Origin of the sequence: Paraburkholderia sp. NMBU_R16 (assembly GCF_013282575.1) — a bacterium.
Lineage (GTDB): Bacteria > Pseudomonadota > Gammaproteobacteria > Burkholderiales > Burkholderiaceae > Trinickia.
Map to the genome: position 1 here is coordinate 177,003 of NZ_JAAAYE010000002.1, position 24,043 is coordinate 201,045.

At 63.6% G+C, this 24,043-nt stretch carries 17 protein-coding genes; 11 read left to right on the forward strand and 6 right to left on the reverse strand.

Translation table 11 applies throughout. The features are described 5' to 3' along the window. The first annotated feature begins 23 nt into the window (after positions 1-23). From GWC77_RS01755 to GWC77_RS01770, 4 genes are all read left to right on the forward strand, one after another. Positions 24-1,811: an acyl-CoA dehydrogenase C-terminal domain-containing protein gene (locus tag GWC77_RS01755; protein WP_173255127.1), complete on the forward strand. Its 1,788-nt coding sequence runs from the start codon at positions 24-26 to the stop codon at positions 1,809-1,811. A gap of 126 nt (positions 1,812-1,937) precedes the next feature. Beyond that, positions 1,938-4,376, forward strand: coding sequence for a 3-hydroxyacyl-CoA dehydrogenase/enoyl-CoA hydratase family protein (locus tag GWC77_RS01760; protein WP_173255128.1), 2,439 nt, complete (start codon positions 1,938-1,940; stop codon positions 4,374-4,376). 25 nt (positions 4,377-4,401) lie between these two features. Further along, positions 4,402-5,601, forward strand: a complete 1,200-nt coding sequence (locus tag GWC77_RS01765) for an acetyl-CoA C-acyltransferase (protein ID WP_173255129.1) — start codon at positions 4,402-4,404, stop codon at positions 5,599-5,601. Between the two features lie 107 nt (positions 5,602-5,708). After that, positions 5,709-6,473, forward strand: a complete 765-nt coding sequence (locus GWC77_RS01770; RefSeq protein ID WP_173255130.1) for an enoyl-CoA hydratase — start codon at positions 5,709-5,711, stop codon at positions 6,471-6,473. Between the two features lie 6 nt (positions 6,474-6,479). Here GWC77_RS01770 and fdhD read toward each other — a convergent pair whose 3' ends face one another. After that, a complete protein-coding gene (gene fdhD, locus GWC77_RS01775; protein WP_173255131.1) occupies positions 6,480-7,310 on the reverse strand; it encodes a formate dehydrogenase accessory sulfurtransferase FdhD in 831 nt (276 codons plus the stop codon). Between the two features lie 135 nt (positions 7,311-7,445). Between fdhD and GWC77_RS01780 the strand changes: the two genes are divergently transcribed. Both GWC77_RS01780 and GWC77_RS01785 read left to right on the forward strand, forming a co-directional pair. After that, positions 7,446-7,934 (forward strand): nitrate reductase associated protein, encoded by a 489-nt coding sequence (locus tag GWC77_RS01780; RefSeq protein WP_173255132.1) that lies wholly within the window; start codon positions 7,446-7,448, stop codon positions 7,932-7,934. A 186-nt stretch (positions 7,935-8,120) separates the two neighbouring features. Continuing rightward, a complete protein-coding gene (locus GWC77_RS01785) occupies positions 8,121-11,219 on the forward strand; it encodes an EAL domain-containing protein (protein WP_173255133.1) in 3,099 nt (1,032 codons plus the stop codon). A gap of 23 nt (positions 11,220-11,242) precedes the next feature. On the opposite strand, the gene GWC77_RS01790 is transcribed toward GWC77_RS01785, so the two are convergent. Then, positions 11,243-11,635, reverse strand: coding sequence for an acyl-CoA thioesterase (locus GWC77_RS01790; protein ID WP_173255134.1), 393 nt, complete (start codon positions 11,633-11,635; stop codon positions 11,243-11,245). A gap of 142 nt (positions 11,636-11,777) precedes the next feature. Here GWC77_RS01790 and GWC77_RS01795 point away from each other — a divergent pair, with 142 nt between their 5' ends. After that, positions 11,778-13,676, forward strand: a complete 1,899-nt coding sequence (locus GWC77_RS01795; RefSeq protein ID WP_173255135.1) for an ABC transporter ATP-binding protein/permease — start codon at positions 11,778-11,780, stop codon at positions 13,674-13,676. 139 nt (positions 13,677-13,815) lie between these two features. Here the strand turns inward: GWC77_RS01795 and GWC77_RS01800 are convergent, their stop codons facing one another. The 3 genes from GWC77_RS01800 to GWC77_RS01810 form a co-directional block, all read right to left on the reverse strand. Beyond that, positions 13,816-14,871, reverse strand: a complete 1,056-nt coding sequence (locus GWC77_RS01800; RefSeq protein WP_173255136.1) for a hypothetical protein — start codon at positions 14,869-14,871, stop codon at positions 13,816-13,818. Between the two features lie 329 nt (positions 14,872-15,200). After that, on the reverse strand, positions 15,201-15,926 hold the full coding sequence (gene murU, locus GWC77_RS01805; RefSeq protein ID WP_302181254.1) for an N-acetylmuramate alpha-1-phosphate uridylyltransferase MurU: 726 nt from the start codon (positions 15,924-15,926) through the stop codon (positions 15,201-15,203). Between the two features lie 20 nt (positions 15,927-15,946). Then, positions 15,947-16,984 carry an aminoglycoside phosphotransferase family protein gene (locus tag GWC77_RS01810; protein ID WP_173255137.1) on the reverse strand — a complete coding sequence of 346 codons (1,038 nt, stop codon included), beginning with the start codon at positions 16,982-16,984 and terminating at the stop codon, positions 15,947-15,949. Between the two features lie 211 nt (positions 16,985-17,195). On the opposite strand from GWC77_RS01810, the gene GWC77_RS01815 reads away from it, so the two are divergent. The 4 genes from GWC77_RS01815 (at position 17,196) to rsmA (ending at position 22,977) form a co-directional block, all read left to right on the forward strand. Next, positions 17,196-19,562: an LPS-assembly protein LptD gene (locus tag GWC77_RS01815; RefSeq protein WP_173255138.1), complete on the forward strand. Its 2,367-nt coding sequence runs from the start codon at positions 17,196-17,198 to the stop codon at positions 19,560-19,562. Between the two features lie 92 nt (positions 19,563-19,654). Continuing rightward, the gene (locus tag GWC77_RS01820; protein WP_173255139.1) at positions 19,655-21,025 is read left to right on the forward strand and encodes a peptidylprolyl isomerase; all 1,371 of its coding nucleotides are present in this window, start codon (positions 19,655-19,657) and stop codon (positions 21,023-21,025) included. A gap of 11 nt (positions 21,026-21,036) precedes the next feature. After that, entirely contained in the window at positions 21,037-22,053 is a 1,017-nt protein-coding gene (gene pdxA / locus GWC77_RS01825; RefSeq protein WP_173255140.1) for a 4-hydroxythreonine-4-phosphate dehydrogenase PdxA, read from the forward strand. 105 nt (positions 22,054-22,158) lie between these two features. Next, positions 22,159-22,977 carry a 16S rRNA (adenine(1518)-N(6)/adenine(1519)-N(6))-dimethyltransferase RsmA gene (gene rsmA, locus GWC77_RS01830; protein ID WP_173255141.1) on the forward strand — a complete coding sequence of 273 codons (819 nt, stop codon included), beginning with the start codon at positions 22,159-22,161 and terminating at the stop codon, positions 22,975-22,977. Here rsmA and GWC77_RS01835 read toward each other — a convergent pair. Then, entirely contained in the window at positions 22,974-23,870 is an 897-nt protein-coding gene (locus tag GWC77_RS01835; RefSeq protein WP_302181255.1) for a DMT family transporter, read from the reverse strand. The two genes, rsmA and GWC77_RS01835, sit on opposite strands and share 4 nt — an antisense overlap. Between the last annotated feature and the right edge of the window lie 173 nt (positions 23,871-24,043).

Here is a 24,043-nt window from a genome sequence, read left to right on the forward strand (position 1 = left end):
CTGCATATTTTGGGAGGGGAGTCATGGGTCAGTACGCCGCGCCGTTGCGGGACATGCAGTTCGTCATGCACGAGCTGCTCGATGTCGAATCCGAACTGAAAGGCATGCCGAAACATGCCGATCTGGATGCCGATACGATCAACCAGGTGCTCGAGGAGGCCGGCAAGTTCTGTTCGGAGGTGCTCTTCCCGCTGAACCAGACCGGCGACCGCGAGGGCTGCGTCTATCAGGGCGACGGTGTCGTCACGACGCCGAAGGGTTTCAAAGAGGCGTACGCGCAATACGTCGCGGCAGGGTGGCCTGCGCTCGGCTGCGACCCTGAATACGGCGGCCAGGGCCTGCCCGCATTCGTCAATAACGCGCTGTATGAAATGGCCAACTCGGCCAATCAGGCCTGGACGATGTATCCGGGGCTCTCTCATGGCGCCTACGAATGTTTGCGGGAGCATGGCACGCCGGAGCAGCAGCGCGTCTATCTGCCCAAGCTCGTTGCCGGCACCTGGACGGGCACGATGTGCCTGACCGAGCCTCATTGCGGTACCGACCTCGGCATTCTGCGCACGAAAGCCGAGCCCGCGCTCGACGGCTCCTACTCGATCACCGGCACCAAGATCTTCATTTCGAGCGGCGAGCACGATCTCGCCGAAAACATCGTGCACCTCGTGCTCGCCCGGCTGCCCGACGCGCCGCCGGGAACGAAGGGCATTTCGCTTTTCATCGTGCCGAAATTCGTGCCGAACGCGAGCGGCGAGATCGGCGAGCGCAATGGTGTCAAGTGCGGCTCGATCGAGCACAAGATGGGCATCCACGGTAACGCCACCTGCGTCATGAATCTCGACAACGCGAAGGGTTGGCTCGTGGGCGAGCCGAACCGCGGGCTGCAGGCCATGTTCGTCATGATGAACGCGGCGCGGCTCGGCGTCGGCATGCAAGGGCTCGGCCTCACGGAAGTCGCGTATCAGAACTCGCTCGCCTATGCGAAAGAGCGCTTGCAGATGCGCTCGCTGACCGGGCCCAAAGCACCGGACAAGCCGGCGGACCCGATCATCGTGCACCCTGATGTGCGCCGCCTGTTGCTGACGCAAAAGGCCTATGCCGAGGGTGGGCGGGCATTCACGTACTGGTCGGCACTGCAGATCGACAAGGAACTCTCGCATGCCGACGAATCGGTGCGCAAGGAAGCGGCCGATCTCGTCGCGCTCTTGACGCCGATCATCAAGGCGTTCCTGACCGACAACGCATTCGAGTGCACGAATCACGCCATGCAGATCTTCGGCGGCCATGGATTCATCTCCGAATGGGGAATGGAGCAGTACGTGCGCGACGCGCGCATCAACATGATCTACGAAGGCACGAACGCCGTGCAGGCACTCGATCTGCTGGGCCGCAAAGTGCTCGGCGACATGGGCGCGAAGCTCAAGAAATTCGGCAAGCTCGTGTCGGATTTCGTCGAAGAGCAAGGCGTGAAGCCCGAGATGCAGGAGTTCGTCAATCCGCTGGCCGACATCGGCGAGAAAGTGCAGAAGCTGACGATGGAAATCGGCATGAAGGCCATGCAGAACCCGGACGAGGTCGGGGCGGCGGCTGTGCCGTATCTGCGCACCGTGGGGCATCTCGTGTTTTCGTACTTCTGGGCCCGCATGGCGCGCATCGCGCTCGACAAAGAGGCGTCGGGGGACCCGTTCTATCAGTCGAAACTGGCCACCGCGCGTTTTTACTTCGCCAAACTGCTGCCCGAGACGGCCGCCACGATTCGTATGGCGCGTGCCGGTGCAAAGCCGTTGATGGACATCGACGAAGCGCTTTTCTGAACGATGGCGGAATTCGCCGACGTCTTATTCGACGCGTTCGTTTCATATCGGCCGGCTGCCGCATGGCGCGCCCAGGGTGCGCCATGCGGCGGGCGGCAAACCGCATGACTCCGAGGGAGAACTGACGTGAGCAACCTGATCATTCGCAAGGTGGCCGTGCTCGGTGCCGGCGTGATGGGTGCGCAGATCGCGGCGCATTTGATCAACGCCAAAGTTCCGGTGCTGCTCTTCGATCTGCCGGCCAAGGAAGGCCCCAAAAACGGGATCGCGCTGAAAGCGATCGAGAATCTCAAGAAGCTCTCGCCCGCGCCATTCGGCGTCAAGGACGACGCACGCTTTCTCGAGCCGGCCAATTACGAAGACGACCTCGTGCGACTTGCCGAGTGCGATCTCGTGATCGAAGCCATCGCCGAGCGCATGGACTGGAAGCATGACCTCTACAAGAAGGTCTCGCCCCATCTCGCGCCGCATGCGATCTTCGCCACGAATACTTCGGGGTTGTCGATCGGCCAGCTGTCGGAGGGATTCTCCGACGAACTCAAAGCGCGCTTTTGCGGCGTGCATTTCTTCAACCCGCCGCGCTACATGCATCTCGTCGAGCTGATTCCGACGCAGCATACGCGTGCGCAGATTCTCGACGATCTCGAGACGTTCTTGACGAGCGTCGTCGGCAAGGGCGTCGTGCGGGCCAAGGATACGCCGAACTTCATCGCCAATCGCGTCGGCGTGTTCTCGATTCTTGCCGTGATCGCGGAAGCGCAGAAGTTCGGTCTGCGCTTCGACGAGGTCGACGATCTGACCGGCGCGCGGCTCGGCCGCGCCAAATCGGCGACGTTCCGTACCGCCGATGTCGTCGGCCTGGACACGATGGCCCATGTCATCAAGACGATGCAGGACAATCTCGCCGACGATCCCTTTGCGCCCGTCTATGAAACGCCGGCCGTACTGGCGGAGCTCGTGAAGCAGGGCGCGCTCGGCCAGAAGACCGGAGCGGGCTTTTACAGGAAGGAAGGCAAGACCATCAAGGTGCTCGATCCGAAATCGGGTACCTATATCGAAGGCGGGGCCAAGGCGGACGAGCTCGTCGGCCGCATTCTCAAACGGCCGGCCGCGGAGCGCCTGAAGCTGCTGCGCGAATCGGAGCACCCGCAGGCCCAGTTCCTGTGGGCGATTTTCCGCGACGTATTCCACTACATCGCCGTGCATCTCGAGTCGATCGCCGATAACGCGCGCGACGTCGATCTGGCGATCCGTTGGGGTTTCGGCTGGAACGATGGACCGTTCGAGGGTTGGCAGGCGGCCGGCTGGAAGCAGGTCGCCGAATGGGTGCAGGAAGACGTCAGCGCGGGCAAGGCGCTTTCGAAGGCGCCGCTGCCGTCGTGGGTGTTCGAAGGTGCGGTGGCCGAAGGCGGTGGCGTGCATACGAACGAGGGCTCGTGGTCGCCTGCCGCGGGCAAGTTCGTGCCGCGCCCCGCGCGTCCCGTCTACGACAAGCAGGTGTTCCGCGCGCCGCTCGTCGGCGAAACCGGGATCGATCCGAAGACCTACGGTAAGACGCTTTTCGAAACCGATGCGGTGCGCGCCTGGGTCGATGCGCGCGCAGGTGAAGACGATGTCGTCATCGTGTCGTTCAAGAGCAAGATGAACACGATCGGCCCGAGCGTGATCGACGGGCTCGTGCAGGCGATCGAGCTCGCGGAGAAGGCCTACAAGGCCGTGGTCGTGTGGCAGCCGACCTCGCTCAAGCTCGGGACGCCGGGCGGTCCGTTTTCAGCCGGTGCCAATCTCGAGGAGGCCATGCCCGCTTTCATGATGGGCGGCGCCAAGGGCATCGAGCCGTTCGTGAAGAAGTTCCAACAGGGCATGTTGCGAATCAAGTATGCGAACGTACCCGTCGTCGCGGCGGTGTCGGGCATCGCGCTCGGTGGCGGCTGCGAGCTGGTCCTGCACAGTGCGAAGCGCGTCGCACACATCGAAAGCTACATCGGACTCGTCGAAGTGGGTGTCGGACTGGTGCCCGCCGGCGGCGGGCTCAAGGAAGCGGCATTGCGGGCCGCCGACGCGGCCGCGGCGATCGGCGCGCCGGCGGGCGAACTGTTGAAGTTCATCGGCAAATCGTTCGAGAACGCGGCGATGGCTAAAGTCTCCGGCTCGGCGCTCGAGGCTCGTGCAATGGGTTATCTGAAGCCGTCCGACACGATCGTCTTCAACGTGTTCGAACTGCTCGATACCGCGAAGAAAGAGGCGCGCGCGCTGGCCGCGGCGGGCTACCGTCCGCCGTTGCGTGCCACGCAGATTCCGGTGGCGGGCCGCTCCGCGATCTCGACGATCAAGGCTCAGTTGGTCAACATGCGCGACGGCAACTTCATCAGCGCCCACGATTTCCTGATTGCTTCGCGTATTGCCGAGGTCATCTGCGGTGGCGACGTGGAAGCCGGCAGTCTCGTCGATGAGGAATGGCTGCTGACGCTCGAGCGGCGCGCTTTCGTCGATTTGCTCGGCACGCAAAAGACGCAGGAGCGAATCATGGGCATGCTGCAGACCGGCAAGCCGGTGCGCAATTAACGAGAGTCGCATTCAGGAGCTGCAAATGAGCAAACAGTTGCAAGACGCATATATCGTCGCGGCGAGCCGTACGCCGATCGGCAAGGCGCCGCGCGGCGCGTTCAGGAACACGCGGCCCGACGAGCTGCTCGTCCATGCGATCAAGGCGGCCGTGGCGCAGGTACCGGGGCTCGATACCAAAGTGATCGAGGATGCGATCGTCGGCTGCGCGATTCCCGAAGCGGAGCAAGGCCTCAACGTTGCGCGGATCGGTGCGCTGCTGGCGGGCTTGCCGCAATCGGTCGGCGGCGTGACCGTCAACCGGTTTTGCGCATCGGGTGTGACGGCGCTGGCCATGGCCGCCGATCGCATTCGCGTCGGCGAGGCCGATGCGATGATCGCGGGCGGTTGCGAATCGATGAGCATGGTGCCGATGATGGGCAACACGCCGTCGATGTCGCCGCACATTTTCGATCGCGACGAAAATATCGGCATCGCCTACGGCATGGGGCTTACCGCCGAGCGTGTCGCCGAACGGTGGAAGGTGAGCCGCGAGGATCAGGACAAGTTTTCGCTCGAATCGCACCGCAAGGCGATCGCGGGACAGCAGGCGGGCGAGTTCCGCGATGAGATCGCACCGTTTCAGATCGTCGAGCGCGTGCCCGATCTCGCGACCGGCGAGGTCCGGACCAAAACGCGCGAAATCGCGCTCGACGAAGGTCCTCGTCCCGATACGTCGCTCGAAGGGCTGGCAAAGCTGCGTGCGGTGTTCGCCAACAAGGGCTCGGTGACGGCGGGCAACAGCTCGCAAACGTCCGACGGTGCGGGTGCGCTGATCGTCGTCTCAGAAAAGATTCTGAAGCAGTTCGGGCTGACGCCGCTCGCTCGCTTCGTGAGCTTCGCCGTTCGCGGCGTGCCGCCCGAAGTCATGGGCATCGGCCCGAAAGAGGCGATTCCGGCGGCGCTGAAGGCCGCGGGGCTGAAGCAGGACGACCTCGACTGGATCGAACTCAATGAAGCATTCGCCGCGCAATCGCTGGCGGTGATGCGTGAATTGGGCCTCGATCCGGCCAAGGTCAATCCGTTGGGCGGTGCAATCGCGCTTGGTCATCCGCTCGGTGCGACGGGCGCGATCCGCGCGGCCACGGTCGTCCATGGTCTGCGCCGGCGCAATCTCAAGTACGGCATGGTGACGATGTGCGTCGGCACGGGCATGGGCGCCGCGGGCATCATCGAGCGGCTTTGAGAGCCGGCACCTGGCCGTGTACGGAGTTCGCGAAGGCAGGCGATCGGGCGCTCGCCTGCCGCCCGCGAACGGTTTGTCCGGTAGCAATCTTCGAGGAGACGCAGGCAATGGATATTCTGGTCGAGCGCGCCGAAGGCGTCATGACGATAACGTTCAACCGTCCGGAGAAGAAAAACGCGATTACGTCCTCGATGTATCGTGCGATGACCGATGCGCTCGCGCAGGCACATGACGACGCCGGCGTGCGCGCGATCCTGATTCGCGGCGGCACGGCAGCGTTCAGCGCGGGCAACGACCTCGAAGACTTCATGAAATCGCCGCCGACGGATGCCGACGCGCCGGTTCTGCAGTTCCTGCGGAGCATCAGCACGGTCGAGAAGCCGGTGGTCGCATCGGTCGCCGGCGTCGCGGTCGGCATCGGCACGACGCTGCTGCTTCACTGCGATATCGTCTACGCCGCTGAATCTGCCGTTTTTTCGCTGCCGTTCGTGCAACTGGGGCTGTGCCCCGAGGCCGCATCGAGCTTGCTGCTGCCGCGTCTTTGCGGCCATCAGCTCGCGGCCGAGAAGCTGTTGCTCGGCGAGCCGTTCGACGCCAACGAAGCGCACAGAATGGGGATCGTGAATCGGTTGCTACCGGCTGCCGACCTCGAAGCCTTTGCATTCGGGCAGGCGACGAAGCTGGCTGCGTTGCCCGCTTCGTCGCTGCGCGTCACGAAGATGCTGATGAAACACGCGCACGCGCATGAAGTCGCCGAGCGCATGAACGACGAAGTCGTCCACTTCGGCAAGATGCTGCTTTCGCCGGAGGCGCGCGAGGCGATGACCGCGTTTTTCCAAAAGCGCAAACCCGATTTCACGCAGTTCGATTGAACAGGCCTAGGCCGTCGTGTAGTCCACGTAGCCCGCTTCGCGGCAGAAACTGAGCAAGCGAATTCCGGCTTGCCGGGCGATTGAAACCGCCAGCGACGAAGGTGCCGAGATCGTCGCGACCATCGGGATGCCGACACGTGCCGCTTTTCGTACGAGCTCATAGCTCGCGCGGCTCGATAGAAAGACGAACCCGTTCGTCGTATCGGCGCGCTGCAGTATGAGATGGCCGATCAGTTTATCGAGCGCATTGTGGCGTCCCACGTCCTCGAACGCCGCGACGATGGAGCCCTCGCTGTCGCACCAGGCGGCGGCATGCAAGCCGCCCGTGAGTCTCGTCAGGACTTGATGCTCGGGCAACTCGCGCGCCGCGCGCGCGATCGCATCGGGAGCCAGCCGCGCGAGAAAGCCATGCTCGGGTACTCGTTCTGGGGTGAGATCGAGCAAGTCGATGCTTTCGATGCCGCAGACGCCGCAGCCCGTGCGGCCCGCCAGCGCGCGGCGGCGGTCCTTGAGCGCGACGAATGCCTGCTGAACGACCGTCAGCGCCACCTCGGCGTAGGGAATGGGTGCCGCGTCGGCATGGATCGCAACCTCGATGTCATGGATATCGCTACCGCGCTCGACGATGCCCTCGGAAATCGAAAACCCGACGGCGAACGCCTCCAGATCGCGCGGGGTGCACATCATCACCGCATGCGAAATCCCGTTGAAGACGAGCGCGACGGGCCATTCCTGGCCGATGCGGTCGGTCACGGACTCGACCGCGCCCGCTCGGTGCCGGCGCACCGGTTGTTCGATCGCGCCGGCTTGCTCGGCGTAGTCCAGGGGGTCGTTCAAGGTCGCTCCTCGGCATGTTCCAGGCGACCGGACGGTGCGTTGCGCCGTTGTCGGTCGAATAAGGTTCTAAAATACCCGAAGCCGGCTCAGCCTGCCGGACGAGGCATCGCCGCCTCGAAACACGAGGACTCGGTCATGGGATTGCACGAATCGCCGCTGATGTTCGATTTCGAAGCCGTATCGTCGGAAAACCTCAAATTCATGCCGATGTCGGTCCGCTTCAATCTGGATCGCTTCGGACTGCGCATTTCACTCGCCCAGTGGCAGAGCCTGCCTCATGCCGATCGCGTATTGCTGGCGCGGTTTCCCGTCGACGAGGACACGGCCATCGAGCCGAACTTCGACCATGCGCTGTTCGAAATGATGCGTACCCACGCCAACGTCGAGCCCGATTGGTTCGCGCCGGAGCCGAACCCGGCGTGGCGCGAGACGTCGGTCGTGCCCGACGGGGTGCAAAATCAGTGCCGGATTGCCGGGTTCGAGCCCGTCGAGGCCGCGCGCTGGGCCGGGCTCGATCCATTCAAGCGGTATGTCCTGACGAAGCTTTCGCGCAAACCCGACGGCAATCACGATTTCGTGCCTGCGATGCGCGAGTTCGGGCTCGCGGACCTCGCCCGACCGTAGCGCCGGACTTCCTTTGGGGGCGATTTTCTGGGCGTGCCCCTCAAGTTTTCGCGATCGCTGCCGTTATCGATAGGTTGGCACGTCAAAAATTCGATTTACTCGCGGTGCCACCCTATAGGTTGGTGAGCCCGGCGCCGTCGGCGACCGAGGCGTGCTCAGCCCCCGTTCGAACGGCGTTCCGAATCCATGACTTCCTTTTTATCGAAGCGGCTGCTGATCAACCTGCTAGTCGTGGCTGCCGCGGTGGGCGCTAATGCGTTTGTCGCTTATACCCAGATTCGCAGCGAGCGTGCGACGAACGAGCGTACGCTGCGCTCGATGAGCGTCAAGCGCGATCTCGACGCGTACCGCATGACGCTCGGAGCGGGCCTCGCCGCGCTTGGGCGGTTCGAAATCTCCAGCTCGGCCGTATCGCCGACGCTCGCCGCCGCCCAGGAAGCCCGCCTTGCCGACATCAAGGGGCGGCTTGCGGCCGAACTGGCCGACGAACCGGCGATGAGCGCCCCGCTCGAGACGCTTTTCGCAGCTGGCGACGCCGCCGAAGCGGGAACGCTTGCCGCGCTGGAACGCGCGGCGGCCGATGACGATTCCGACGCACATGGGTGGGCGACATCGGCGTACGCCCGGCTGGGGGCCAGATTCGATCGGGTGGACGATGCGCTCGCCGCGCTGCGCATTCGCGAGGACGAGGCGCTCGAGGCATCGCTTGCCGAATCGACGCGCTCGGCCCGTCTTGCGACATTGCTCGTCGTCCTCACGATGGTTCTCGGTTGCGGCCTGCTTATCTACATGTTCGGCGCGCGTGAAAGCGCCGCACGCGCGAAGCTGCGCGTTGCCCGGGCCATGCGGCGCAGCGACGAGCGGTTTCGCGAACTCTTCGACGCACACCCGGTGCCGATGTGGATTTACGACCGGGAAACGCTGCGGTTTTTGGCGGTGAATGCCGCGGCGCTCGAGCAGTACGGCTATACCGAAAGCGAGTTGCTTTCGATGACGATCCGGGATATCCATCCTTCCGACGAACTGCCCCGCCTCGAGACGTATCTCGACCGCAGCGCTACGCTGCCGAGGCGCGGCCGCGTGATGGCGGGCGTCTGGCACCATCAGCGGCGCAACGGCTCCCAGCTGTCGGCCGATATTTCGAATCACGCGCTGAGCTTCATGGGCCGCCCCGCAATGTTCGTGTTGGCCGATGACGTGACCGAGCAGATTCAGGCCGAAGCGGAGGCACAGCGTTCCAACCAGATGCTCGAAAGCATCATCGACAATATTCCTCAGCGCATTTTCTGGAAGGACCGCGAATCGCGCTATCTCGGCTGCAACATGGCCTTCGCCCGGGACGCCGGGCTTGCCTACACGGAGCAGGTCGTCGGCAAGACCGATTACGACTTGCCGTGGAAGAACATGGCCGAGGCGCTCCAGCGCTCCGACCTCGAGGTAATCGAAACCGGTGTGCCGAAAATGAACGCCGAGTTCGAAGTGATGATCGGCGGCGCGCACCGCGCCGGTATCACGAGCAAGATTCCGCTGACGAACGGTGATGGCAAGGTCATCGGCGTACTGGGCTCCTATACGGATGTCACCGATCGCAAGCGCTCCGATCTCGCGCTGCGATTGCAAAGCCGAGCGCTCGACGCGAGCGTCAATGCGATCTTGATCACGGGTGCCGCCGAACGCGGACATTTGATCGAATACGTGAACCCCGCGTTCAAGCGGATCACGGGCTACGATCCTGCCGAAGTCGTCGGCCAGGATTGCCGTTTCCTTCAACGCAACGACCGCGACCAGGAGGGTCTCGCGGAAATACGCGAAGCCTTGGCGGCAAATCGCGAGGTGAGCGCTGTGCTGCGCAACTATCGCAAGGATGGCGCGCTGTTCTGGAATCAGCTGTTTATCGCGCCGGTGCCGGATCCCGACGGCAAGACGACCCATCATATCGGCGTCATCAACGATGTGACCGAGTTGATCCGCTACCAGGAGCAACTCGAGTATCAGGCGAACTACGACAGCCTGACGAGGCTGCCCAATCGGAATCTATTGCGCGAACGTCTGCAGCAATCGATCGCGCGAGGCTTGAATCTCGCCGTCGTCTTCATCGATCTCGACGGCTTCAAGAACGTCAATGACAGCCTGGGCCACAGCGTCGGCGACCGCCTGCTCGCCGTCGTCGCCGACCGGCTCGCGCGCAGCGCGCGCCCGGGCGATACGATTGCACGCCACGGCGGGGACGAGTTCGTGATCGTATTGGCGGATCTCGTCGAAAAAGACGCGCTGATTCATTGGATGGAGCGCGTGCGCGCGACGATCTCCGAGCCCGTCATGCTGGACGGCACGGAGCTCTATGTCGGATGCAGCATGGGGGCGAGCCTTTATCCGCAGGACGGCGAGGATGTGGAAACCTTGCTGAAAAAGGCCGATCTCGCGATGTATCGCGCAAAGGACATGGGCCGCAATACGTTCCAGTTCTATCAGCCCGAAATGAACACGAGCGTCGGCGCCCGGCTCAACCTCGAAAGACGGCTTCGCCGCGCGTTGCGCGACGGTGAGTTCCTGCTGCACTACCAGCCGCAGGTCGATATCGAAACAGGCCGCATCGTCGGCATGGAAGCGCTGGTGCGCTGGCTGGACCCCGAAGTCGGGCTCGTGCCGCCTTCCGCCTTCATTCCCGTGGCGGAGGAGAGCGGGCTCATCGGCCCCCTTTCGGAGTGGGTGCTGCGCGAGGCGTGCCGGCAGAACAAGGCCTGGCAGGACGTCGGGCTGCCACCTGCGCGCGTCTCGGTGAACCTTTCGGCCCGGCAGTTCCAGCAGCGCGACATCGCGCGGCTCGTCATGTCGATTCTCGAGGAGACTGGCCTCGAGCCCCAGTACCTCGAGCTCGAGTTGACCGAAAGCGCGATCATGCGAAACGCCGAGGAGGCCGTCGTGATGCTCAATGAACTGCATGCGCTCGGCATCGGGCTCGCGATCGACGATTTCGGCACGGGCTATTCGAGCCTCAGCTACTTGAAGCGCTTCCCCGTCGATCGCTTGAAGATCGACCGCTCGTTCGTGTCGGACATCGGCGCGTCGAGCGACGACGAGACGATCACCTCCGCGATCATCGCGCTCGCCCATTCGCTCGATCTGCAGGTGATCGCCGAGGGCGTCGAGACGGCCGCGCAACTCGACTTCCTGAAAGAGCGCGCGTGCCACGAGATGCAGGGGTATTTCTTTTCGCGCCCGATGCCGCACGACGCGATTCCGCATCTGCTGCAAGCGGAGCGCTCGGGCGCCGCAGTAATCTGAGCGTCCCGCGCGGGCCCGTTGCGCTATTTGAGATCGGGCAGCTTGCGCGGACGGCGTTCGTGGTCGGTCGCGACATAAGTGAGCGTGGCCTCGGTCACCTTGACGACTTCTTCGGCCAAACTCATGCGCTGCGCAAACACTTCCACATCCACGGTGACGGACGTATTCCCCGTCTTGACGATGTCGGCATAAAAGCTCAGCAAGTCGCCGACGAACACGGGCTGCTTGAAGACGAACGAGTTGACGGCGACCGTCGCCACGCGGCCGTTGGCGCGCCGGCTGGCCGGAATCGAACCTGCGATATCGACTTGCGCCATGATCCAGCCGCCGAAGACGTCGCCGTGGACGTTCGCGTCGGCGGGCTGCGGCACGACGCGCAGCGTGCAAACCTTTTGCGGAAGCAGAGGGGAAGTCATAAAAACACCGTGAAAAGGGAAAAAGGCGCGGCCGTGGACGGCGCCAACGCGCCCGATGCGCTTCTGCGACAATACTTGGTGCGCTGAGTCGAGCGTAGGAATTGTACAGATAACCGCCGTCCTCACGGCCCCCGATACTGCCATGCGCCGCTATTCCGCTTCGAGTGAACTCGCCCCGCCTTCGAGCGCGCCGCGGCGCGATTGGCAAACCATTCGCTCGCTGTTGCCTTATCTGGCCGGTTACAAGGCACGCGTCGCACTGGCGCTCGCTTGCCTGATCGGCGCCAAGGTCGCCAACCTGGGCGTGCCGATCGTCATGAAGCGCATCGTCGATGGGCTGGTCTCGATGCGGCAGCTGACCGCGCTCGGCCGCGCGGCGAACGATCCTGCGATCGTGCTGGCGGGAGGGATCGGATTGCTGGTCGTCGCCTATGCCGTCGTGCGGCTATCGACTTCGCTTTTCACCGAGTTGCGCGAGATTCTCTTTTCGAAGGTCACCGAAAGCGCTGTGCGGGAGCTAGCGCTCAAGGTTTTTCGCCATCTGCATTCGCTCTCGCTGCGCTTTCACCTCGAACGGCAAACGGGCGGGATGTCGCGCGATATCGAGCGCGGCACGCGCGGCATTCAGCAACTGATCTCCTATTCGCTGTACAGCATCTTGCCGACACTGGTCGAAGTCGGGCTCGTCCTCGGGTTCTTCATCGTCAAGTACGAGGCGTATTACGCCATCGTTGCGCTCGTTGCCCTCGTTGTCTACATCGTCTTCACGGTGAAAGTGACCGAGTGGCGCACGCATTTGCGCCGCGCGATGAACGAACTCGATTCGCGCGCGAATTCTAGAGCAATCGATTCGCTGCTCAACTACGAGACGGTCAAGTACTTCGGCAACGAAGCATGGGAAGCGCAGCGCTACGACGAAAACCTCAAGCGATTTCGCGCAGCGGCGATCAAATCGCAGAACTCGCTGTCGCTGTTGAATTTCGGTCAGCAAACGATCATCGGCACCGCGCTGGTTTTCATCCTATGGCGCGCGACGTCGGGCGTGATGGCGGGGCGACTCACGCTCGGGGACCTCGTGCTCATCAACACGTTCATGCTGCAGCTCTATATCCCGCTGAACTTCCTGGGCGTCGTCTATCGCGAGCTCAAGCAGGCACTCACCGATATGGATCGCATGTTCACGCTGCTCGGCGCCGAGCGCGAGATCCCCGACGAGCCTGGCGCCCAGGCGCTCGCGGTGCGCGGGGCCGAACTCGAATTCCGGCACGTGTCGTTCGGCTACGAGGCCGCGCGGCAGATTTTGTATGACGTGAGCTTTACGATAGCGGCCGGTACGACGACCGCCGTCGTCGGCGCGAGCGGCTCCGGCAAGTCGACGCTCGCGCGGCTCTTGTTTCGCTTTTACGATCTTGAGCGCGCGTCGGGCGGTTCGATCCGTATCGATGGGCAGGACATTCGCGATGTGACGCAGGACTCGCTGCGTCAGGCAATCGGCATCGTGCCGCAGGATACGGTGCTGTTCAACGACACGATCTACTACAACATCGCTTACGGCCGGCCGACGGCAACGCGGGAGGAAGTCGTTGCGGCCGCGCGCGCGGCGCACATTCACGATTTCATCGAGGGACTGCCTAAAGGATACGAGACGCCGGTGGGGGAGCGCGGGCTCAAGCTGTCGGGCGGCGAGAAGCAACGCGTGGCGATTGCGCGCACGTTGCTGAAGAATCCGCCGATACTCGTGTTCGACGAGGCGACGTCGGCACTCGATTCGCGCTCGGAGCGCGCCATCCAGGCGGAGCTCGATCAGATTGCGCGAGGGCGCACGACGCTCGTGATCGCGCATCGCTTGTCGACTGTCGTTCACGCGCATCAGATCATCGTCATGGAGCACGGCCGGATCGTCGAGCGCGGAACGCACGCGCAATTGCTGGCTGCCGGCGGGGCGTTCGCGCAGATGTGGGCATTGCAGCAGCAGCGCGCGGTTCGCGATATGGGTTCAGGTGAGCAGCATGACGGGGTACTTCGGCAGGCAGCGGATTAGATCTGCAAGCGTGCGATGCCCTGACAGGTCCGGATTGCTTGGGAGAGCCGGCCCGACAGTCGCGTAGGGGACTGCGGGCCGTACGCACGCTCGTTGAATCTACGCATGCCGGTTAGTGCATGCTTGCCGCTGCCGTCTTCTACACTTCCCGCGCGTGGGTGGCGCCCGGCCAGACGCCGCTCATTTCGATCTCGCGACGTCCCGTCAACCATTGCCCCAACGGAGTGGCCCAATGGAAGGTGTAGTCGTCGTCATTGACCACGCCTTTGAATTTCACCTCGACATGGATGTTCGTCGCATGCAGCGGGATGTTGCTGACGGTCTTCGAAATACCCCCGGAGAGCGTAAATTCGTTGTCTTGCCGTCCGTGCGGTGTGTCGTAAGCCAACTTGATATGCGTGATGTAAGTGCAGCCGGGCTTGTTGTTGAAGAAAATCTCGAACGCGCCGAGGCGCGTGATCCAGTTGGGAATCAGCAGTTGTCCATCGAACGATGCAACCGTATAGGCGATCGGTATGGCATCGGGAGCGATCTCTCCCGGCTTGAACGGCCACAGGTGCTGATCGACGCTTTTTTGTTGGTTGACCGAGAGGAACGAACCTTTGCCGTTGACCCCGCCGAGCATGTCATGCACCGCGCTCGCCGAACCGGTCAGCGCAAACGACGAGCTGCTGTCCTGGGAGCCCGCGTTCACGCCGCTATGCGCATAGATCGCACTGGTGATGACGCCGAAGCCCTGCGAGATCTTCCCATCGGAGCCCATGCTTACCGATTGGGCCTGTTCGGCGAGCCACTTCAGCGTTTCAGGCTTCGTCAGTGAGGTCAGGTCATTGATGTACTTTTCCGACTCAATGCTGAATTCCGATGCGATTGCGCCTGCGGAAGAAAACTCCCACTTCACTTCGATGCCGGCCTTGACCTTCGTTCCCGTCTCCGGATCGGTACCCGATCCGTCGAGATTGACTTGGGTTTCCGTGCGGTGAACGTTGCTCGACGACAGCTTCCACTGATTCGGAACGGTGCGGCTACTGTGGGCGATGCCCGGAGTTGCCTCCCTGACGAGCGTGAAGTCGCCCGTGTCCGGCGTAATGATGCCGACGGCGCCCGGGGCGAGTTTAGGTGAAAGCGTCCAGTTGCCCCAGTAGGCCGGGCGACCGTTGCGGATCAAATCGGTAAAGGCGCGATTCCAGTTCACAATTAGTTCTCCTAATTAATTTCGAAAGCTCTCGACGAGAAATGCAGGGGTAGTCTCAAACAAGAACCGCTGTTCGATCGCAGGTCCTCGCGCCGGCTCGTGACACTGGGGCCGCGCGAAACCATTCTGCAGATGAATCGGGGTCGGCCGCTATACGGCAAATGAGGTATGGGTACGAACGTGCAGCGCCGGACGGCCGCGCAGCCGATGCCCGGCGCGCGATTTACGCCCGTGGTGTATGAAGCAGGGGAGTACTCGAATCTACGGCGTCTGCTATTCGGCGCCGATTGGCGGCTTCTCCGATGGCCGAATTCGCCCGGCTCGGCTCGTTATCGGACAGATCTGCGGTCCCTCAGCCGTCGATCGAGCGCATCGAGCTGCGCCGGCGTGCCGACGTTCTCCCATAAGCCATCGAAAACTTCGCCACTTGCGCGCCCGGCGGCAAGGGTCTCGCGATAGTAAGGCCGCAGCGCGCGCCGCTCGCCGCGCGCCAGTCCCCGAAACATCCGCGTGTCGTAAAGTCCGATATTGCCGAACGTATAACGTGGCGAACCGTCGAGCGAGAGCGCCCCGTCGACGAGCGCAAAGTCGCCGTCGGGATGAAACGATGGATTCGGCACCATCACGAGATGCATGCCGGGCTCTGCCATCGCCGCGAGTCGCGCGGCGGGCTCGGCAAGCCGTTCATAGCCGAAGTCGCAGTAGATGTCACCGCTGACCGCGGCGAAGACCGTAGGCGCTCCGTCCTCCTCGAGCAGCGGCAACGCCTGAGCGATGCCGCCGGCTGTCTCGAGCGCGGCCCCTTCCGCCGAGTAGGCGATGCGTACGCCCCAGATCGAACCGTCGCCGAGCGCCGCTTCGATCTGTTCGCCGAGCCACGCATGGTTGATGACGATCGTCTCGAAACCAGCCCGGGCCAGCCGCTCCAGTTGCCAGACGATGAGCGGCTTGCCACCCACTTCGAGCAATGGTTTGGGACAGGTATCGGTGAGCGGGCGCATTCTTTCGCCTCGCCCGGCCGCGAAAATCATCGCGTGGGTCAAAAGTGGATTCAGCTTCATCGTGCGCGGGGCGGTCAAAATGTATAGCCGACTTCGCGCGCACGTCCCTCGAGCTCGTCGAGCAATCGTGCGAATGGCGCAAGCGGCCGGTAGCGCTCGCTTACCTTGCGAGCGTAGCCCATGAAACGCGGTAAGTCGGCGAGATAGCGCGATTTGCCATCGCGATGGAAGAGTCGTGAGAAAAGCCCCAGGACCTTGATGTGCCGCTGCAACCCCATCCACTCGATCTGCCGGTAGAACTCGCCGAAGTCCGCATCGACAGGCAGCCCCGCTTTTTTTGCGCGCTCCCAGTAGTAGGCGAAACAATCGAGCTCGAACTCCTCGTCCCAGCTCAGGAACGCATCGCGCAGCAGCGACGCGACATCGTACGTGATCGGGCCATGGACGGCGTCCTGAAAATCGAGCACGCCGGGATTCGGCTCGCAGACCATCAGATTGCGCGGCATGAAGTCGCGCAGCATATAGACCTGCGGCTGCGCGCGCGCACTGGCGATCAACAGCGTGTAGGTGCGATCGAGGACGCCGCGGATCTTCTCGTCGACAGTGCGTCCGAGGTGCCGCTCGATGAACCATTCGGGCATCAGTTCCATCTCGCGGCGCAAGAACGCCTCGTCGAAAACCGGCAGTACGCCCTCGCGCGAGCCGGACTGCCAGCGGATCAAGGCGTCGAGCGCGTCTCGCAGGAGCGGCCGCGCGGCTTGCGGGTCGCCGGGATCGAGTACTTCGATGTAGGGCGTCGTGCCCAGATCGGTGACGAGCATGAAGCCCTGCTCGAAATCGCACTCGAGTACCCGCGGAACATGGACGTCCGCACTCGCGAGCAGACCTGCGATCTGTGCGAACTCGCGGCATTTTTCCGGCGGCGGGGCATCGACGGCAATCAGTGTCGGCCCATGCGTGCCCGAGCTCTCGAGGCGGAAGTAACGGCGAAAACTCGCATCGGCGGATGCAGGGGCGAGGGTCGAGAGGTTCAGGCCATAACGGGCCTGGTGCGCGCGCAGCCAATTGGCAAGCGCGTCGATACGGGCATCGGCCGGACAAGTATTCGTCATAACGGGGGGAGGCAAAACGTCTTGCCATATAATACCCGACGACTTTTCACGATGCGCCCCGTGTCGGCCTTTGCACGGTCCAGTTTGACCGCCCGTCGTCCCGTGCGTCGAGCACGCCGCTCGTGCACGACGAGACCGCCACCGGATACCGGCGGTGCACGTCGTGCGACGGCGCCGTGCCTGGCTGCCGGGCCGATTCGCCAATCGATACATGCCGCCCAGACAGTTTCTTCGAACGAATTTCTCCGGCGATAGCGCGCCGCGCATGAAACGCCTCGCGGCTGCGCTGATCGCCATGCCGGGTCTGATGCCGTCGGTCTCGCACGCGCAACTGACGGGCGCGGCCGCCGAAGCGCAGCAGCTCGACGCGCCATGGGGCCTGAGACTCGCTCCGCAGATCGAAGAGCATTCGATCGCGACCGGTGCTTCGCCTGCCACGTTCGTGCTGGGCGACGGCACGAGCGGTACCGCCGATCGCGATGTCGCGGCCAAAGGGTCGGCCGAGATTCGGCGGCCGGCCAACGTCATCAAGGGCGATGCCCTTCACTACGACGAAGATACCGATCGCGCCGATGCCTACGGCAACGTACGTCTGATCGGCAATGGCGTGTCGTTTGCCGGGCCTGAGGCGCATTTGTGGGTCGAGGCGAACGCGGGATACATGCCCGTACCGAAATATCGCTTCTCGCTGCGTGGCGGATCGGGTAGCGCAAAGCGCGTCGAACTGCTCGACCGCGAGCGCTCCGTGTTTACCGATGGCACCTATACGGGCTGCCAATGCGAGACGCGGCCCGCGTGGTACATCCGTGGCAGCGAGTTCGATTTCGATACCGGCTCGGATGAAGGCGTGGCCCGCAATGCGGTGCTGTTTTTTCAGGGCGTGCCGATTTTCGCGAGCCCCTGGCTCTCGTTTCCGCTGAGCGGCGAAAGGCGCAGCGGTCTGCTGCCGCCGCTTTTCTCGGTGAGCTCGACCAACGGCATCGAATTCTCGCAGCCGTACTACTTCAACATTGCGCCGAATCGCGATTTCACGCTCACGCCGCGCATCATTTCGAAACGCGGCGTGCAGACGCAAGGGTCGTTTCGATATCTTTCGCCGACGTACACCGGCACGTTCACGGCCGAGTATTTGCCGAACGATGCGATCAAGCGCAAGGATCGCTACGCGATCTACTGGCAGCATAGCCAAAACCTGGGCGGCGGCTTCGGCGCGTACGTGAACTACAACCGGGTATCGGACGACACCTACTCGCAGGATCTCGCGACCGTCGGCAATCAGTTCCTGGTCGGCACGCAGATCATCTACGATCAGGAAGCGGGTATCACGTACAACAACGGGCCCTGGTCCGTGCTGGCGCGCGAGCAACATTGGCAGACCTACAACGATGCCGCGGCGCCCTACGGCCGCGAACCGCAGTTGAACGTGAAATACACGCGGTACAACGTCGGCGGGTTCGATTACGGCGTGGAAGCCGACTACACCCGCTTCCACATCACGGCCGACGATGCGACGCAGGGCAACCGGCTCATGTTCAATCCGTACCTTTCGTACGGATTGATCGGGCCCGGCTACTTCGTCGTGCCGAAAGTGCAGCTGCACTTCGCGTCGTACAACCTGACGACGCTCGGCTCGTCGGCCCCCGCCGGCCAGCCGAAGAACTTCACCGAGTCGATTCCGACCTACAGCTTCGATACGGGCCTCATCTTCGAGCGCTCGCTGCGGCTTTTCGGCGAAGACTATATCCAGACGCTGGAGCCGCGGCTCTACTACGTCTATACGCCCTATCGCAATCAGAACTTCGCGCCGCTGTTCGATACCGCGGAATCGGACTTCGGGCTCGCGGAAATCTTCACGCCCAATACGTTCGTCGGTAACGACCGCATTGCCGATGCGAACCGCGTCACGGCCGGCCTCACGACGCGCTTCATCAACGCGGCGACGGGCGATGAGCGCGCGCGGTTCGTCATCGCGCAGCAGTATTATTTCCGCGATCAACGCGTGAGACTCACGTCGAGCGACCCGATTCCGGCCACGAGCCATTCGGACCTGATCGCGGGCGCGTCGATCAAGCTCGGCGCGGGTTTCGCCTCGGAAACGGCGTTCCAATATAATGCCGACAACAACCAGTTGGTGCGTTCGAGCGTCGGCTTCGGCTTCAGTCCGGAGGCGCGCAAGGTCGTGAACGTGGCCTATCGTTACACGCGGGCCAACGACACGCTCGACAATGAGCCGATCAACCAGTTCGTGGTGTCGGGCGAATGGCCGATCACGCGCCGGCTCTATGGCGTCGGGCGGTTCAACTACGATCTGGCCGGTCACCGCATCGTCGACGGGCTGGTCGGCTTCCAGTACGATGCCGATTGCTGGACGCTCGGCGTCGGCGTCCAGCGCTACGCGAACGGCATCAATTCGGCAGGCGGAGCCCGCTCGTCGACGCGTATGCTCGCGCAGTTGACGCTGAAAGGCTTGTCGAATGTCGACAACGGACTCACGGCAGCATTCAGGGCCAGCGTGGCGGGGTACACACCGCCGCCGCCCCCGCCGCTGCCGGTTTCGCGTTATTCGAACTATGAATGAAGCGCGACCATGCGGGGCTCGCATGTGCGCGATCGATTTTCGCAAAACGGGGCAGGGCTCGATTTCGGCGGCCCGATATGAATGGAGTAGCTGTGGCAATTTCGAATAAGCTTCGCTGGGCAACGCTCGCGGCCGGTATCGGGGCCGCGCTGGTCTTCATGCCGGCGGGGCCGGCCGCGGCCCAGGCAGTGGCAGCTCCGAGCGGGCAGTCGGTCGACTCCGTTGCGGCCGTGGTCAACGACGATGTCATCACGGAGCGCGAGCTGCAATTGCGCGTCGATCTCGTGGGGCGCCGCTTGCGGCAGCAAAACGCGCCGGTGCCGCCCGCCGACCAGCTGACGCGCCAGGTGCTCGATCAGATGATCCTCGAGCGCATTCAACTGCAGCGCGCGAAGGAAGACGGTATCACCGTGGACGACGCGGCTGTCGACGCGGCGCTGCAGCGTCTCGCGAAGGCGAACAACTTGTCGCTCGAGATCTACCGCGCGCGTATCGAGGCGCAGGGCGTGCCGTGGTCGGTGTTTACGCGCGACGCGCGTACCGAGTTGACGCTTTCCAAGCTGCGCGAGCGCGAGGTGGACAGCAAGGTCACCGTGTCCGATGCCGAGGTGGCGAACTACATCGCGAGCCAGCGCGGGCCCGACGCGAAGGTGCAGCAGGACCTGCGTATCGAGCACATTCTCGTCAAGGTGCCGGACGGCGCGTCGCAGGATGCGCTGGCGGCCGCGCAGAAAAAGGCGCAGTCGATCCTCGATCGCGCCAGGAGCGGCACGAAATTCGAGTCGCTCGCGAAAGAAGAGTCCCAGGCCGCCGACGCCAAAAAGGGCGGCGACCTCGGCTTTCTGCCGCCTTCCCGGCTGCCCGAAGAGTTCGTCAAGGCGTCCTCGGCGCTGCGTCCAGGGGAGGTGAGCCCCGATCTCGTTCGCACGGCGGACGGCTTCGAGATCGTGCGCCTCGTCGATCGCCGCACCGGTGTCGGCGGTACCGCAAGCGATGCGCCGAAGCTCGTCCAGACGCACGTGCGGCATATACTGCTGCGCGTGGGGCCGGGCGGAGTCACCGAACAACAGGCGCGCCAGCAGGAGCTCGATATCCGTCAGCAGATCGAGGCCGGCGGCGACTTCGGCAAGTTTGCGCGGACCTACTCGCAAGACGGTTCGGCGTCGCAAGGCGGCGATCTCGGATGGATCAGCCCGGGCGAGACCGTACCGGAGTTCGAGCGCGCGATGAACAATCTCAAGGACGGCGAGATCAGCCAACCGATTCGCACCGAATACGGCTACCACCTCGTACAGGTACTTGGCCGTCGCGAGGCACAGGGCTCGGTTCAGCAGCAAATGGACCTCGCGCGGCAGGCGATCGGCCAGCGCAAGGCCGAGCAAGCCTACGCGGACTGGCTGCGCCAGTTGCGCGATTCCGCGTACATCGAATACAAGCTCGGCGGCTCGCTCGCGCAGCAATGAGTCATTGAGCCATGGTGCGCGCCCCTCACTCCCCGCTGCGGATCGCGATTACGACCGGTGAACCCGCCGGTGTCGGTCCTGAGTTGACGGCGATGGCGCTCGCCGGCGCCGCGGCGCACTGGCCCGATGCAAGCTTCACCGTGTTCGGCGACGCCACGTTGCTCGCTGCCCGCGCGCGCGCGGTGGGCGTCGATTGGGCGTCGCTCGTCGCCGATGCAGCGCCGGGGCGGGCTGCGTCCGTGTGCGTCGAGCATCGGCCGCTCGCCAAGCCGGCGGTGGCAGGGCGGCTCGATGCGGCGAACGGCCCTTATGTGCTGCGATTGCTCGATGACGCCATCGACGGCGCGCTGGCCGGCAGGCTCGACGCCATCGTCACCGCTCCGCTGCAAAAGAGCACGATCAACGACGCTGGGGTGCCTTTCACGGGCCACACCGAATATCTCGCCGAGAGGACGAATACGCCGCGCGTCGTCATGATGCTCGCGGGAACGGGTGTGAGGCCGCTACGGGTCGCGCTGGCCACCACGCACTTGCCGCTGAAGGATGTCCCGGGCGCATTGACGATCGATGGCCTCGTCGAGACGCTCGCCATCATCGATCGGGACCTGCGCCGCGATTTTGGACTGCCCGTACCGCGTATTCTCGTGACCGGATTGAACCCGCACGCAGGCGAGAGCGGCTATTTGGGGCGCGAGGAGATCGATGTGATTTCACCGGCGCTGGCGATTGCGGCGCAGCGCGGGATCGATGCGCGTGGCCCTTATCCGGCCGATACGCTGTTTCAGCCGCGTTATCTCGAGCAAGCCGATTGCGTGCTGGCGATGTTCCATGACCAAGGTCTACCGGTGCTCAAGTACGCGACGTTCGGCGAGGGCATCAATGTGACGCTTGGTTTGCCGATCATTAGAACGTCGGTCGATCACGGCACGGCGCTCGATCTGGCCGGCACCGGCCGCGCCGACGCGGGCAGTCTCATTGCCGCGATCGATACCGCCGTCGCAATGGCACGCAACCGGCGCGGCGGCTGATCGCTTCGGCGGTCCCCATCCGTCCGGCCGGGTCGGCGGGCCGCGCGAAACCGCAACCTATCCGCTCGCAATTCATCGTTTTTCATTCGGCGCTTCAACGACGCAATGTCCAACAGCAGCAAACAGCATCAGGGCCATTTCGCGCGCAAGCGTTTCGGTCAGAACTTCCTCGTCGATCCGGGCGTCATCGACTCGATCGTTGCGGTCATTCGGCCGTTGCCCGGCGAGCGGATGGTCGAGATCGGCCCGGGGCTCGGTGCGCTGACAGAACCGCTGATCGAGCACGTGGCCGCGCCCGGTTCGCCGCTTCACGCCATCGAGCTCGATCGCGATCTCATCGCGCGACTGAAGAACAAGTTCGGAGACCGCTTGGCGCTACACGCCGGGGATGCGCTGGCATTCGATTTCGCGACGCTCGTCGACACGCAAGCGCGTCCAACGCTGCGTATCGTCGGCAATCTGCCCTACAACATCTCGAGTCCGCTGCTCTTTCACTTGATGGCATGGGCGCCGATCGTCGTCGATCAGCATTTCATGCTGCAAAACGAGGTGGTCGAGCGCATGGTGGCCGAGCCCGGGACGAAGGCGTTCGGACGGCTTTCGGTGATGCTGCAGTACCGGTATGCGATGGACAAGCTGCTCGATGTGCCGCCCGAATCGTTCCAGCCCCCGCCGAAAGTCGATTCCGCGATCGTGCGAATGATTCCCTATCGACCGGACGAGCTCGTGCCCGTCGACGAGCGGGCGTTCGGCGAGCTGGTCACCGCGGCCTTTTCGCAGCGCCGAAAAATGCTGCGGAACACGCTTGCAGCCTATCGCGACCGAATCGACTTCGAGGCACTCGGCTTCGATCTCGCGCGCCGTGCGGAAGACGTTCCGGTCGAGGAATACGTGCGTGCGACGCAGGCGCTGACGTCTTCCTAGGCGGATGGAGTACTCGCGCCGAACCGACGAGCGGGTGCGTTCACGAGTACGATGCCGGCCAAGACGAGGGCCGATGCGACCAAAAAGCGGGTGCTGAACGACTCCCCCAGCAATACGACGCCAAAGGTCACGCCGAACAGCGGGGTGAGGAACGAGAACACGGACAGGCGCGACGCCATATAGCGCGTCAACAGCCAGAACCACGTCAGATAGCTCACGAAGGCCACGATGACCGCCTGGTAGGCGAGGCTCGCCACGGCCAGCGCGGTGATATGAACCGTGTGCGTCTCGCCGCGCAGGAGCGCCAGCGCGAACAGTACGACGGCGGAAACCGAGAGCTGATAAAAGAGCGTCTTGCTGGCGCTCGTGTGCGACAGCGACGTAGCTCTCACGACGACCGTCGTCGCGGCCCAGAGGGCCCCGGCCAGTACGCCGAGCGCGTCGCCGGCGAGGCCCGGGAGCACCGCGCCGGCCGCGGGGGCGCCTGCGAAGCCGTCGGCGAACGCGAGCGCCATGCCTGCGAAGGCGATGACGATGCCAAGCCATTGCACGGCCCGCATGCGTTCGCCCGGTACGAAAAGATGAAGCCCCAGCGCGGTGAAACAGGGCGCCGTATAGAGGAAGACCGCCATACGGGACGCGCTCGTCAAAGTCAGGCCGAGAAAAATGCAGATGAATTCACCGGCAAAGAGCAGACCGGCAACGAGCCCGGCACCGAGCGTGCCGTCCGTCGCAAAAAGCCGTGTCCCGCGGGCGCGTGTCCAGCCCCAGACGAGCGCTGTGGCGATCGCCGAGCGCAGGGCGGCCTGCAGCATCGGCCCGATCAATCCGTTCGTCGATTTGATCGCGACTTGCTGGAATCCCCAGATCGAGCAGAGCACGATCATCGTCAGAATGGCGAGAGTGTCCGGTGCGCGCCGTAGCGGCGGCGAGGCGGAGGCTGCCGCGCGTCAAACAAGATGAGAGCAGCGCGTCAATCAGGATGAGAGTACTGGCGTGGCGGCAGCGGTGAAGGGCGTAGCCCGGAACCGCTGCCGCCACGCCGCGCCGAGCAGTCCCCCGTCAT